Below are 13,061 nucleotides of genomic sequence, written 5' to 3'. Positions count from 1 at the left end.
AATTCGGAATGACCCGAAATCCACAAGAAAGGCGTACTCCCGAGCAAATTCGGGCGAGCAGCGTGAGACTCGGATTGATCCTGCTGGTCATCGCAGGCGCTTTTTTTGTGGGTATCTTTATCAAGCAGTGTTATTTCTCCTGATCCCTTTGAACGGATCGGGTTTGAAGGCTCGTTGAGGAAGTTCGATGTCGACGCAACCACCGGCCAAGGCCGATCGTTCTTTTAACCGTTCGATGCGGTTGAAGCTCGTGGTCGTTGCGTTTCTGATGTTTGGTTTCGGTTTCGCGTTGATCCCGATGTATCGCGCGATCTGTCAGGTGACCGGCATCAATAACCTGGTGCAGCGCGACGCGACGGCGCGCGACGCCAAGAACACGCAAGTGGACATGTCGCGCACGATCTCGATCGAATTCGATGCGAACGCGCGCGGTCCGTTGGGTTTCAAGCCTGAGCAGTCGTATATCGACGTGCACCCGGGCGAAGTGACGACGGTGATGTACCGGGTGACGAACGAGCAGGGGCGCACGGTGCACGCGCAGGCGATCCCGAGCTACGCGCCGATGCAGGCGACCGAGTACTTCAAGAAGATCGAATGTTTTTGCTTCACGCAGCAGACGCTCGCTGCGAACGAGACGAAGCGGATGCCGGTGGTGTTCGTCGTCGATCCGAAATTGCCGAAGGATGTGAAGACGATCACGCTGTCGTACACGTTTTTCGAGTTGAACACGCCTGCGCCAACGGCGCGCGGGACAGCGGGAGACGCAGCGAAAGCGCCGGCCAATCCCGCTTGAGCAGGTAAGGGGAGGCGGTATGGCCGAGAGCGGCAGCAAGGGCTCGTTCGTCAAGACGATGAAAGCGGTGATGTGGTCGTTCTTCGGGGTACGCAAGCGGCGCGATCTGGAAGCGGACGCGACGCAACTGAATCCCGTGCACATCATCCTCGCGGGGCTGTTGTGTGCGGCGATCTTCATCGTTGTGCTGATTTTGGTCGTGCATGCGGTGGTAGGCAGTAAGTAGAGCATTGAGAAGGGCGGCGCGGCGCGAAGCGCGGCCCTGGCATCAGAGAGAGCGGTGCGGTATCCCCAAAAGAACTTCCTGGGGCGTCGACGCGCCGCCGAAGATACAGCCGGGAAAACCGGAACAACTGGACTGAAGTGGAGAATCAAGAATGAGCGGTCAAAACGAGAGCCCGTACTACTTCGTGCCGCATCCGTCGCGGCACCCGATTAGCGCGGCCGCGGGCCTTCTGGTCATGCTCGGATCGGTCGCGTTTTGGATCAATGAGGCATCGTGGGCGCCGTTCACGGCTCTGCTCGGTCTGCTGTGGCTGCTGTTCACCCTGTGGCATTGGTTCGGCGACGCCATCGGCGAGTCCGAAGGCGGCATGTATGGCAAGCGCGTCGACGTGTCGTACCGCTGGAGCATGAGCTGGTTCATCTTCTCCGAAGTCATGTTCTTCGGCGCGTTCTTCGGTGCGCTGTTCTACGCGCGCGAAATCGCGATGCATCAGTTGGGCAGCCTCGACTACAAGCTGATTTGGCCGGACTTCTCCGCCGTATGGCCGAATGTCGGGCCGGCTGCGCTCGTCGGTCACTTCAAGTCGATGACGCCGTGGCCGGTGCCGACTTTGAACACGGCGTTTCTGCTGTCGTCGGGCGCGACGCTTACCGTGTCGCACCACGCGCTGCGCGACAACCATCGCAACAAGGCGATCGCCTGGCTTGCCGCCACGGTCGTGCTGGGCGTCTGCTTCCTCTTCATGCAGGGCTTCGAGTACTACCACGCTTACAACGAACTGAATCTGACGCTGGCTTCCGGCGTGTACGGCTCGACGTTCTTCCTGCTGACCGGCTTCCACGGCTTCCACGTGTTCCTCGGCGGCACGATGCTGACGGTGGTGCTGGTGCGCATGATTCGCGGCCACTTCACGGCGGAGCACCACTTCGCGTTCGAAGGCGCGGCTTGGTATTGGCACTTCGTCGACGTCGTGTGGCTTGGCCTCTACGTCGTCGTCTACTGGCTGTAACGGAGTTGGGCCTGCTGCCTTTGTGGTGGCGGGCCTCGGCGCTGCCCGCTCAAGCGGCGGGGGCGCAATGGAATCGATGATGCAAGACCCGCACGCCGCCCTCGACTACGTCCGGGCGGCGTTTTTACTTGCGGTGTGCTGTGGTGTTGGCGAGTCGACGCATCGCGGAGGCGATGTCGTTTGATTGGATGCAGGAGCGGGCCGAAAACGCGCCGCTTAGCGGCCGAGTGGGACCTGGGAATACTGAATCCAGCCCATCCAATGCGCGAGCCACAGCAGAAGGAACAGTGAGATCGACAAGCCGACGCGGGTCGCGAGCGACCACACCATCCGCTTGGTTTTGCCTTGATCGTGCATCATGAAGTACAGCGCTGAACCGAGGCTGGTGATGATCAGGACGAAGGCGATGGCGACGAGAAAGTGAAACATGGAATTGACTGAAACTTGGGAACACGAAGGGATGACTGAGATTATCGCATCGCGCGTTCCCGGCCGTGCGATCGCTGGATCCGCGGTATGAAGATTCGTCTCGTGCCCGCGCTGCTGATCCTGATCGTGATGGCGGTGACGATTCGGCTGGGCTTCTGGCAGCGCGATCGCGCCCACCAGAAAGAAGCGTTGGAAGCCAACATCACGCGTTTCGAGAATGCGCCGGCGCAGACTGTCACTGCCGCGCCGGTCGCGCTGAAGGCGATCGAGTACCATCGCGTGCGCGCCACCGGGCGGTTTGTGCCCGATCTGGCGGTGTATCTCGACAATCGTCCGTATAACGATCAGCCGGGTTTTTACGTCGTGATGCCCTTTAAACTGGCCGACGGCGGATACGTGCTCGTCAACCGGGGCTGGCTGCCGCGCAATTTCAGCGATCGCACGACGATTGCGCCCTATGTGACGCCGCCCGGCGATGTCGAGATCGAAGGCATCGCGCGTGCCGATGCCTCGCGCGCCTTCGAGTTGGGGCAGGGCGGTTCCGCGCCGCGTCAGAAGATTCGGCAGAACCTCGATGTCAAAGCGTACGCCACCGAGATCGGCCTGCCGCTGCAACCGTTCGTGATTCAGCAGACGAGCGACGACGGTGACAAGCTCGTGCGCGACTGGCCGGCGCCGACGCTCGGTGTCGAGACGAACTACGGGTACATGCTCCAGTGGTGGGGCATGGCGGCGGCGGCGCTCGGTTTCGGGCTCTATGCCGCACGGCGTGCAGCGAAGAAGGAGCAAGCGGGGCGCGCCGAGGCTCTGTCGCAAGAAGGCCAATCCGGCCGCACTCAGTCACACTAGACGCATCCAAGGCGGCGCGGCGCCTTGCCACCGCGCATCATTTGAAGAGGTCCAACGTTTTGTCGACGCAATCTCCCCGTTCGCCGCGCGCTAAGTCAAGCACTCGCCCCGCCGCCCAGAATGCCTCGGCGGCAAAGCCTGCCGGGCAAGGCTCGTGGCAGCGCGGCCGCTGGATGCTGTTGCTGCTTGCGCTGGTCTGCGCCGCGCCGATCGTCGTTTCGTATCTGACGTACTACGTGATCAAGCCGTCTGGCGGCAAGACGAACTACGGCACGCTGGTCGAGCCGCAGCGGCCGATACCCGAGTCGCTCATGGTCACCGACGAAAACGGCAAGCCGATCAAGTTCGATTCGTTGCGTGGGCGCTGGCTGATGATTTCCGTTGACCGCAGCGTCTGCGACCAAGCCTGCGCGACGAAGCTGTACTTCATGCGACAGGTGCGCGCGACGCAAGGCGGCGAGCGCGAGCGCGTCGTGACGGTGTGGCTGCGCACCGATTCCGGCGCCGTGCCGGATGCCATCGCACACGCGTATCCGGACACGAGGAAGCTGGTCGCCGATCCGGCCGCCGTTGCGGCATGGTTGCCCGCCGACACCGGCACGCAGGACACCGATCACATCTATCTGGTCGACCCGAACGGCAACCTGATGATGCGGTTCCCGAAGAATCCGGACCCGAGCAAGATCAAGGGTGATTTAACTAAGCTGCTGAAGTGGTCGAGTATCGGCTGACCGGTGGTATGGTTCGCGTGCGCGATTTTCCGCGATAAGAGATTTTGAGATGTTCGTATTGCAAATCGGCCTAATCGGCTTGTGCATCGCGTTGTTGCCGCTCTCCTACGTGTGGGTCAAGGCGGACGACAACAAATTCCGCAAGCTCGTGTGGATCACCACTTTTCTCACGCTCGACCTGGTGATGTTCGGCGGCTTCACGCGCCTGACGGATTCGGGGCTCGGCTGCCCGGACTGGCCGGGCTGCTATGGCACGTCGTCGCCGTTCATCGCGCACGCGCAGATCGCCGCCGCGCACGCCGCGCTGCCGACTGGGCCCGTGAGCATGTCGAAGGCGTGGATCGAGATGATTCACCGCTATTTCGCCACGGCCATCGGCGTGTTGATCATCGCTCAGACGCTGATCGCCTGGGTCGCGCGCATCAAGCGCCGTCCGCTCCACGTGTCGCCGTGGTGGCCGACCGGGCTGCTGCTCCTGATTTGCGTGCAGGGCGCGTTTGGCGCGTGGACCGTGACGATGAAGCTGCAGCCGATCATCGTGACGACGCACTTGCTGCTCGGTCTCGCGCTGCTCGGCGTGCTCGGCTGGCTGGCCGCGCGCCAGACGCCGGTGCCCGCGTACGAGCCCGAAGCCGCGCGCTATCGGGCAGCGGCCATCGCCGGCTTGATCCTCTTGATCGTGCAGATCGCGCTCGGCGGCTGGGTCAGCACGAACTACGCGGTGCTCGCCTGCACCGACTTCCCGACCTGCAACGGCCAATGGATTCCGCCGATGGATTTCACGCACGGCTTCCACCTGTGGCGTGCGCTCGGCATGACGAGCGACGGCGACGTCATCACGCAGGATGCCCTCGTCGCGATCCATTGGACGCACCGCACGTTTGCGATCGTCGTGGTCGCCTATCTGGCTTGGCTCGCGCTGAAATTGCGCCGCTTCGAGTCGCTGCGACGGCCCGCGAACGCTGTGCTGCTGGTCGTCGCGATCCAATTCGTAACGGGCCTGTCGAACATCGTGCTGCAATGGCCGCTGCCGATCGCTGTCGCTCACAACGGTGGCGCCGCGATCCTGCTGCTGATTGCCGTTATGCTAAACTTTCGAATCGCTTATAGCCGTCCCGGCCGCGCCACTGTTCCCGCGCGCGACGCCGCGCCAGCGTGACCCACATGGACAGCACACTCTCCCAATCCCCCGGTTCCCGAATCTCCCAATACCTCGCGCTCACGAAGCCACGCGTGACGCAGTTGGCCGTCTTCTGCGCGGTGATCGGCATGTTTCTGTCGACGCCGGGCATGGTGCCTTGGACGGTGCTGATCGGCGGCACGGTCGGCATCTGGCTGCTCGCGGGCGCAGCGTTCGCGATCAACTGCCTCGTCGAGCAGAAGGTCGACGCATTGATGCGCCGCACGGCATGGCGTCCGTCGGCGCGCGGCGAAATTACCACCACGCAGATTCTGATTTTCTCGGCCATCCTCGGCGGCCTCGGGATGTGGACGCTTTACACGTTCACCAACGCGCTGACGATGTGGCTCACGCTCGCGACGTTCGTCGGCTACGCCGTGATCTACACGCTGCTGCTCAAGCCCGCGACGCCGCAGAACATCGTGATCGGCGGGGCGTCGGGCGCGATGCCGCCGGCGCTCGGCTGGGCCGCCGTGACGGGCCACGTGCCCGGCGACGCCTGGATTCTCGTGCTGATCATCTTCGTGTGGACGCCGCCGCATTTCTGGTCGCTCGCGCTCTACCGCCGCAAAGACTACGAGAACGCCGGCTTGCCGATGCTGCCGAACACGCACGGCGAGCAATTCACGCGACTGCACATCTTCCTCTACTCGGTGATCCTGCTGGCGGTCTCGCTGATGCCGTTCATCTCGGGCATGAGCGGGGTCTTTTATCTCGCGTCGGCGGTGCTGCTCGGCGCCGTGTTCCTCGCTTACGCGTGGAAGATCTACCGGGAATATTCCGACGCGCTCGCGCGTAAAACCTTCCGTTACTCGATCGTTTATCTGTCGCTGCTCTTCGCGGCGCTCCTCATCGACCACTATGCGCGCGTCCTGATCGGCGCGTAATCCTTCGATGCTGACGAACAGAATCGCGCGCCTGGCGCGCATTGCGGTGACTCTTTGCGCGCTCGGCGGAGCGGTCTTCTTGTCGGCATGCGGCAAGGATCAGCCGGCGTTCACGAATCTCGACATCACCGGCAACACGCAATTCGGCAGCGATTTCTCGCTGCCGGATACGAGCGGCAAGATGCACACGCTTGCCGACTACAAGGGCAAGGCCGTCGTGCTGTTCTTCGGCTACACGCATTGCCCCGATGTGTGTCCGACGACGATGGCCGAGCTTTCCCAAGCGATGCAGCAACTCGGCCCGGACGCACAGCGCGTGCAAGTGCTGTTCGTGACGGTCGATCCGGCGCGCGACACGCCGGCGCTGCTTTCGCAATATGTGCCGGCGTTCAACCCGTCGTTCGTCGGCCTGCGTCCCGCCGACGACGCCCAGCTCGCCAAGGTCGCGAAGGATTTCCGCGTCTACTACGCGAAGGTGCCGGGCAAGACGCCCGACAGCTACACGATGGACCACACTGCAGCGAGCTACGTCTTCGATCCGTCCGGCAAGCTGCGTCTTTTCGTGCGCGATGGGCAAGGCGTCACGCCCTGGGTCCACGATCTCAAATTGCTGCTCAGCTAAGAGCAGCGCACTTCCTCAAACGGTTAAGCGCTTTCACGGGGCTGGCAGGCTGAGCCCCGGCGCGAGCCGTGTCGCCGCACCAATATGTAAAACAATCATCAGACCAATGTCGACTCCGGGTTTACCGTTGAGTTGAGGTCTCAAGCCGCCGCTCTTCCGTGCCGTTATGCATGCGCAATCGAACGGGACAACCCTACGGAAGGCATACGATGAACAAGATGACTTTGAACCGCAAGCTGTGGCTCGCCGTTCTCCTCGTCTGGCTGGGTCTATTGGGCGTTGGCCTGTGGAGCGCGATCGAAACGCGCAACACGATGCTCGACGAACGCAGGGCGGGGCTGGCGGGCATTGTCGACTCGGCCCAGGGCGTAGTGAACAGTTATTACGCGCAGTCGCAAGCCGGCAAGATGAGCGAGGCCGACGCGCAGCATGAGGCGTTCGTCCGGCTTGCCGCGATGCGCTACGGCGAAAAGGGCTACGTGTTCGTGATGGATTCGAAGCCGGTGGTGCTGATGCACCCGGTGCAGCCGGAACTCGTCGGCAAGGCGATGGGCGATTACAAGGACCCGAACGGCAAGCTCGTGTTCGTATCGATTGTCGATGCCGCGAAGGCGACCGGGCATGGCTTCACGCAATACGAGGGTCGTTTGCCGCACAGCGAAGTGAAGGCGCGCAAGCTCACCTATGCATCGCACTTCGCGCCCTGGGATTGGACCCTCGCCTCGGGCGTGTACCTGCAGGACGTCGACGCCGTCTACTACTCGACCCTGCTCGTCCATCTCGCCGTCATTTTCGCGATCGGCATCGTGATTACGCTCGCGATGTTGCAAATCATTCGCAGCGTACGTGGCAGCTTGGGCGGAGAGCCCGAGTTGGCGGCGGCCCTCGCGGCGAGCATCGCCGAGGGCGACCTCACGCACGCCGTGGCGCTGCGCGGAGACGACTCGACCAGCATGATGGCCGGCATGCACCGGATGCAGGCGCGTCTGCAGCGGACTATCGGTGAGATTCGGCACTCGTCGGAATCGATTGCGTCGGCAACGCAGCAAATCGCGTCGGGCAACAGCGACCTGTCGCAGCGCACCGAGCAGCAGGCGGCGTCGCTGCAAGAGACGGCGGCGAGCATGGAAGAGCTCACGGCGACGGTCAAGCAGAACGCCGACAACGCGCGCCAAGCGAGCGGCTTGGCGAACAATGCCTCGGAGATCGCGACGAAGGGCAACGACGTCGTCCATCGCGTGATTGGCACGATGGGGGAAATCAACGACAGTTCGCAGAAGATTGCCGACATTATCGGCGTGATCGAAGGCATCGCGTTCCAGACCAACATCCTTGCGCTTAACGCGGCGGTCGAGGCGGCGCGTGCCGGCGAGGAAGGGCGCGGCTTCGCGGTCGTGGCCGGCGAGGTGCGCAATCTCGCGCAACGCTCGGCGGCGGCGGCCAAGGAGATCAAAGCGCTGATCGGCGATTCGGTCGAGCGCGTGAATAACGGTACCGCGCTCGTCAGCCAGGCGGGAACGACAATGGGCGAGATCCTGCAGGCGGTGCGCCGCGTGACGGACATCATGGGCGAGATCGCGGCGGCGTCCGAAGAGCAGGCGAGCGGTATCACGCAGGTTGGGCGCGCGGTGACGCAAATGGACGAAGTGACGCAGCAGAACGCGGCGCTTGTCGAACAGGCGGCTGCTGCGGCGGCGTCGCTGCAGGATCAGGCGGCCCGGCTGCGGGATACGGTTAGCGCATTCCGGGTGACAGAAGCGGCTGTGGCGGTGCCGGCGGCTGCAGCCGTTACGGCGCGACCGGTAGCGAAGGTCGTGACGTCAGCGGGAACGCGCCAAGTGTCGCGCAGCGCGGCGAATGCGGCGTCGGGCGCGACGGCTGCGAAGGCGTCGAATGCAGCGGTGGCGCGCAAGCCGTCAGCCGCCGGCGCACGCGGTGAGTCAAAAGCTCCCGCCGGGGCGGCTGTCGCGGCACCGACTCCGGCGCCAGCGCCGGCACCGGCGGTGGCCCGACGAGCGGAGCCCATCGCGGCCTCCGACGACGACTGGACGACTTTCTGATCGAACGCGAAGAAAAACGCTAGGTACCTCGCGAGGCAACGCAGCATCGAAACCTATCGGGGCCGGATGGCGGCGCGCCGCGCTTCAGTGCGTCGCCGCGCCCGCTTGGTGCATATCAATATGCCGTTAGGGTATTTCCTATATCCTCAGTGATATGACACCATTGCGTTCCCTGGCCGGGGGCGCAGCCACGAACCCACGCCCCCGGGTTGAATTCCCCCGCCTCAGCAAGAAAGCGAGTACTGAATGCAGCGCAGAACCCTTCTCAAAGCCTTTTCCGCAATTGCCGCTACCGCGGCGCTCCTGACGAGCGCAGTTGCGCACGCTGACGACAAAGTCATCAAGGTCGGCACGATCAGCGGCCCGGATGCGCAAATCTGGGCGGTCGTGACCAAGGTGGCGCAGCGCGAGGGGCTTAACGTGAAGGTCATCGAGTTCAACGACTACGTCCAGCCGAACGCCGCGCTCGACGCAGGCGATCTCGATGCGAACAGCTTCCAGCACCAGCCCTACCTCGACAGCCAAGTAAAGCAGCGCGGCTACAAGATCGTGAGCGCCGGTCTCACCTATATTTCGCCGCTCGGTATCTACTCGAAGAAGCTGAAGGCGGTGAAGGATCTGCAGCCGGGTGCGAAGGTCGCTGTGCCGAACGATCCGTCGAATGAAAACCGCGCGCTCTTGTTGCTGCAAGCGCAAGGCGTCATCAAGTTGAAGGCCGGCGCGGGCACGAACGGCAGCAGCGCGACGCCGCTCGACATCGCCGAGAACCCGAAGAAGATCAAGCTCGTTGAGCTCGACGCGGCGCAGCTCCCGCGCGCGCTCGGCGACGTCGACGCAGCCGCGATCAACACGAACTACGCGCTCGCCGCCGGCCTGCAGCCGACCAAGGACGCGATCGCGCTCGAAGATATCCACAGCCCGTACGCGAACCTGATCGCCGTGCGCGCGAAGGACAAGGACCAGCCGTGGGTGAAGAAGCTCGTCGCGGCGTACCAATCGGACGACGTGCGTCAGTTCATCAAGACGCAGTTCAAGGGTTCGGTCGTGCCGTCGTTCTAAGGAGCGGCGGTGAAGTTGCCGTCCTCGCGCAACTTGAGTGCGCGGCGACGATGGCAGCGATGTGAGTGCTAGATAAAAAAGCGTCCCGGTGCAGTTCAGCCGGGACGCTTTTTTTCGCGGTTGCCTCTCGCAGCAGCCGCTATCGATTCAAAAGCGCCTCGATCGCCTGCATCGCCGCGATCAATTGCTCCTGGTCCGCGTTGCTCAGGCGCGTGAGTACGGCGCACACCTCCTCGATGGCGGCCGCATCGAGCGGTTCATAGGCAGCGCGGCCTTCGTCGGTCAACGTGAGAAGCGATTGTCGTGCGTCGGCATCCGACTGCCGGCGCGTGATCAGCCCCTGACGCTCGAAGCTCGTCAGGAGCCGGCTCAGATAGCCGCTGTCCAGGCCGAGGTTGCGCGCGACTTCCGTCGCCGTCGTGGCCGAGCCGTGCAGCAGCTCGCGCAGCACGCGCACTTCGGTTAGCGAGAACGCGCTTTTCTGCAGGCTTTCATGCAGCGCGCCAATGTGCTTCGTATAGAAGCGGTTGAAATGGCGCACGGCTTCCGCGCGTTTGAGCAGGGTGGAGTCTGTCAACGAGAGCACTCCCCGAAGATCTTGCAGTGATTAATGAATTAAGTAGCAACTATATTAGATCGGGCACGATATACAAACGGCTATAGCGTGGCGCTGCGCGCAAGTGGTTCTAAACAGGTATCACATAGTGGGCTCATTCCTGGATGCTATGCAGACCAGTGGAGCCCAACGAACCCCGTTTCCGCGCTCGGATCCGGGTAAATCCCGATCCCAAAAAACCCAGAAAAACAGGCAGATATGCGCCTCAGAACGCATACCGGCAAAGGCTTTGCGACGATTTGCCCGGCCCGCGAACCAGTAAATTGACTGGTGCTATTGTGGTTATATAATGGGCTCCGACGTGGTAGTCAAAGCAAGCACGCCGAACCCGCGGAATTCACGAAAATTTCGTCCCCGCTCACCTAATCTGAACGATGGCATGCGCGATATTTGCGAGGTATTCCCTGCGCGCGGCTCTCGATGAGCTCGAGCGCCATGCCAACGGCTTGCTAGCCCGACCCCGCACCACGTCATATCAGAGATATTCATGCTGACCGGAAACATACTCACCACTGAAGGCTGGATCCACGGCACGCTCGAATCCGAAAACGGGCGCATCAAGTCCATCGACGGCACGCCCGCCGACCCGTCGACGAACGACGCACCGTACATCCTGCCGGGCTTCATCGACCTGCACGTACACGGCGGCGGCGGCGCCGACGTGATGGAGTCGGGCGATGCGATCGAAACCATCACCCGCACCCATGCGCGCTATGGCACGACGAGCTTGCTCGCGACCACGATGACCGCGCCGCGCGACGAGCTGATGAGCGTCGTTGCCGAGCTGGGCAAGGTGACGCGGCAGCGCACGCTCGGCGGCGCGCGCGTGTTGGGCGTGCACCTCGAAGGCCCGTACATCAATCCCGGCAAGCTCGGCGCGCAACCCGATGCAGCCGTGTCGGCCGTGCTCGACGAAGTGCTGAAGTACCTGTCGATCGCGCCGATCCGCGTCGTCACGCTCGCGCCGGAAATCGCCGGGCACCTCGACATCATCTCGGAGATGGCCGCGCGCGGCGTGCGCGTGCAGCTCGGCCACTCGCTCGCGACCTACGACGATGCGGTCGCGGCGATGAAGCGCGGCGCGTGCGGCTTCACGCACTTGTTCAACGCGATGTCGCCGATGCATCACCGCAATCCCGGCCTCGTCGGCGCGGCGTTCGCGCATGCCGAGTTCGCCGAGATCATTCCCGATCTGCTGCACGTCCATCCCGGAGCGATCCGCGCCGCATTGCGCGCGATCCCGCGTCTTTATGTCGTCACCGACAGTACCTCCGCCACCGGCATGCCCGACGGCGAATACCGCCTCGGCAGCCAGCACGTGACGAAGTGCCTCGGCGGCGTGCGTCTCGCCGATGGCACTCTCGCGGGCAGCACGCTGACGATGGATCAGGCGCTGCGCAACCTCGTGTCGCTCGGCTTGCCGATCGCCGACGTCTCGAATCGCATGTCGCGTCACGCCGCCGACTACCTCGGCATCGAAGACCGCGGCCGCATCGCGCGCGGCGCGTGGGCCGACCTCGTCGTGTTCGATCGCGAGCTGACGCTGACCGCAACCTATGTCGAAGGAGAATCGATTGTCGAATATGCTTAACGAGGCGCTGGCCTGTCCCGACGCGGTCGCCGCGCAGCTTGCGGATACGGCGCGCGTCGAGTCGCTCGCCACGACGCTTGCCGCCGAGCCGCGCCATGTCGCGCTGACGGTCGCGCGCGGCAGCTCGGACCACGCCGCGAGCTATTTCGCGAGCCTCGTGATGAGCCGCATCGGTTTGCCGGTCGCGTCGCTGCCGATGTCGGTCGCCACGCTTCAGCAAGCGCCGCTGCGCGTGCAAGGCCAATTGGCGCTGGCGTTTTCGCAGTCGGGCAAGAGCCCGGATCTCGTTGGCACGATGACCGCGTTGCGCGAAGCGGGCGCGCTCACCGTCGCCGCCGTGAACGTCGATGGTTCGCCGCTCGCGCAAGCGTGCGAATGGCAGCTGCCGCTCTTGGCCGGCCCTGAAGTTTCCGTCGCCGCCACGAAGAGCTACATCGCGATGCTGTCGCTGTCCGCGCAGATCGTCGCGTTCTGGCAGCGCGATCCCGAATTGCTCGGCGCGCTGCGTGCATTGCCCGACACGCTGCAGCGCGCGGGCGCGCTCGACTGGTCGGCCGCGATCGACGAGCTGCGCGACATCGAACGCATGATCGTGATCGGCCGCGGGCTCGGCCTCGCGATTGCCCAGGAAGCGGCGCTCAAGCTCAAGGAAACCTCCGGCATCCAGGCCGAGGCGTTCTCGAGCGCCGAAGTGCGGCACGGTCCGATGGAGCTGATCGACCGCGACTACCCGCTGCTCGTGTTCGCGCCGCGCGGCCCGGAACAAGCGGGCCTCATTCGCCTCGCGCACGACATGCGCGAGCGAGGCGCGCGCGTGCTGCTCGCCGCGCCGTCCGATGTATCCGAGGCGACCTTGCCGCTCGTGTCCGCGAACCACACGGCGCTCGATCCGATCACCGCGATCCTGTCGTTCTACGTGATGGCCGCCGGCCTTGCCGCCGCTCGCGGACGCAATCCCGATGCGCCGCGCCATCTGAACAAAGTCACCGAAACCCACTGAAGCGAGAAG

Annotated in this window: 14 protein-coding genes and 1 pseudogene; 13 read left to right on the top strand and 2 right to left on the bottom strand. The window is 63.6% G+C overall.

Annotation, left to right across the window (positions count from 1 at the left end; genetic code table 11):
- Window positions 1-8 precede the first annotated feature (8 nt).
- The 4 genes from AAHK20_RS20770 to AAHK20_RS20755 all read left to right on the top strand — a co-directional run bounded on the left by AAHK20_RS20770 (window position 9) and on the right by AAHK20_RS20755 (window position 2,028).
- Window positions 9-143, top strand: coding sequence for a cytochrome oxidase small assembly protein (locus AAHK20_RS20770; RefSeq protein WP_449183386.1), 135 nt, complete (start codon window positions 9-11; stop codon window positions 141-143).
- 44 nt (window positions 144-187) lie between these two features.
- Window positions 188-793 (top strand): cytochrome c oxidase assembly protein, encoded by a 606-nt coding sequence (locus AAHK20_RS20765; RefSeq protein ID WP_449183385.1) that lies wholly within the window; start codon window positions 188-190, stop codon window positions 791-793.
- Between the two features lie 19 nt (window positions 794-812).
- On the top strand, window positions 813-1,019 hold the full coding sequence (locus AAHK20_RS20760; RefSeq protein ID WP_449183384.1) for a DUF2970 domain-containing protein: 207 nt from the start codon (window positions 813-815) through the stop codon (window positions 1,017-1,019).
- Between the two features lie 151 nt (window positions 1,020-1,170).
- Window positions 1,171-2,028, top strand: coding sequence for a cytochrome c oxidase subunit 3 (locus AAHK20_RS20755; RefSeq protein ID WP_449183383.1), 858 nt, complete (start codon window positions 1,171-1,173; stop codon window positions 2,026-2,028).
- A gap of 216 nt (window positions 2,029-2,244) precedes the next feature.
- On the opposite strand, the gene AAHK20_RS20750 is transcribed toward AAHK20_RS20755, so the two are convergent.
- Complete coding sequence (locus AAHK20_RS20750; RefSeq protein WP_137330950.1) at window positions 2,245-2,457, bottom strand: twin transmembrane helix small protein; 213 nt, start codon at window positions 2,455-2,457, stop codon at window positions 2,245-2,247.
- 87 nt (window positions 2,458-2,544) lie between these two features.
- Here AAHK20_RS20750 and AAHK20_RS20745 point away from each other — a divergent pair, with 87 nt between their 5' ends.
- The 7 genes from AAHK20_RS20745 (at window position 2,545) to AAHK20_RS20715 (ending at window position 9,845) form a co-directional block, all read left to right on the top strand.
- Window positions 2,545-3,306, top strand: coding sequence for an SURF1 family protein (locus AAHK20_RS20745; RefSeq protein ID WP_449183382.1), 762 nt, complete (start codon window positions 2,545-2,547; stop codon window positions 3,304-3,306).
- A 59-nt stretch (window positions 3,307-3,365) separates the two neighbouring features.
- Window positions 3,366-4,037, top strand: a complete 672-nt coding sequence (locus AAHK20_RS20740) for an SCO family protein (protein ID WP_498063347.1) — start codon at window positions 3,366-3,368, stop codon at window positions 4,035-4,037.
- 49 nt (window positions 4,038-4,086) lie between these two features.
- Window positions 4,087-5,196, top strand: coding sequence for a COX15/CtaA family protein (locus AAHK20_RS20735; protein WP_449183380.1), 1,110 nt, complete (start codon window positions 4,087-4,089; stop codon window positions 5,194-5,196).
- Window positions 5,197-5,201: 5 nt separating this feature from the next.
- Window positions 5,202-6,104 carry a heme o synthase gene (cyoE, locus tag AAHK20_RS20730; RefSeq protein ID WP_449183379.1) on the top strand — a complete coding sequence of 301 codons (903 nt, stop codon included), beginning with the start codon at window positions 5,202-5,204 and terminating at the stop codon, window positions 6,102-6,104.
- Window positions 6,105-6,111: 7 nt separating this feature from the next.
- The gene (locus tag AAHK20_RS20725) at window positions 6,112-6,726 is read left to right on the top strand and encodes an SCO family protein (protein WP_449183378.1); all 615 of its coding nucleotides are present in this window, start codon (window positions 6,112-6,114) and stop codon (window positions 6,724-6,726) included.
- A gap of 209 nt (window positions 6,727-6,935) precedes the next feature.
- Window positions 6,936-8,786 (top strand): methyl-accepting chemotaxis protein, encoded by a 1,851-nt coding sequence (locus tag AAHK20_RS20720; protein WP_449183377.1) that lies wholly within the window; start codon window positions 6,936-6,938, stop codon window positions 8,784-8,786.
- A 246-nt stretch (window positions 8,787-9,032) separates the two neighbouring features.
- A complete protein-coding gene (locus AAHK20_RS20715) occupies window positions 9,033-9,845 on the top strand; it encodes a MetQ/NlpA family ABC transporter substrate-binding protein (protein ID WP_449183376.1) in 813 nt (270 codons plus the stop codon).
- 148 nt (window positions 9,846-9,993) lie between these two features.
- On the opposite strand, the pseudogene AAHK20_RS20710 reads toward AAHK20_RS20715, so the two are convergent.
- Window positions 9,994-10,422, bottom strand: a pseudogene (locus AAHK20_RS20710) (MarR family winged helix-turn-helix transcriptional regulator); the annotation flags it as partial.
- A gap of 526 nt (window positions 10,423-10,948) precedes the next feature.
- Here AAHK20_RS20710 and nagA point away from each other — a divergent pair.
- A complete protein-coding gene (nagA, locus tag AAHK20_RS20705; protein WP_449183375.1) occupies window positions 10,949-12,052 on the top strand; it encodes an N-acetylglucosamine-6-phosphate deacetylase in 1,104 nt (367 codons plus the stop codon).
- Window positions 12,045-13,052 (top strand): SIS domain-containing protein, encoded by a 1,008-nt coding sequence (locus tag AAHK20_RS20700; protein WP_449183411.1) that lies wholly within the window; start codon window positions 12,045-12,047, stop codon window positions 13,050-13,052. Before nagA ends, AAHK20_RS20700 begins: the two co-directional genes overlap by 8 nt.
- Window positions 13,053-13,061 lie beyond the last annotated feature (9 nt).

The sequence above is a fragment of the Trinickia camelliae genome, assembly GCF_053525655.1.
The sequence above is the reverse complement of the archived record's forward strand: the minus strand, read 5'-3'. Positions and strand labels throughout refer to the sequence as shown.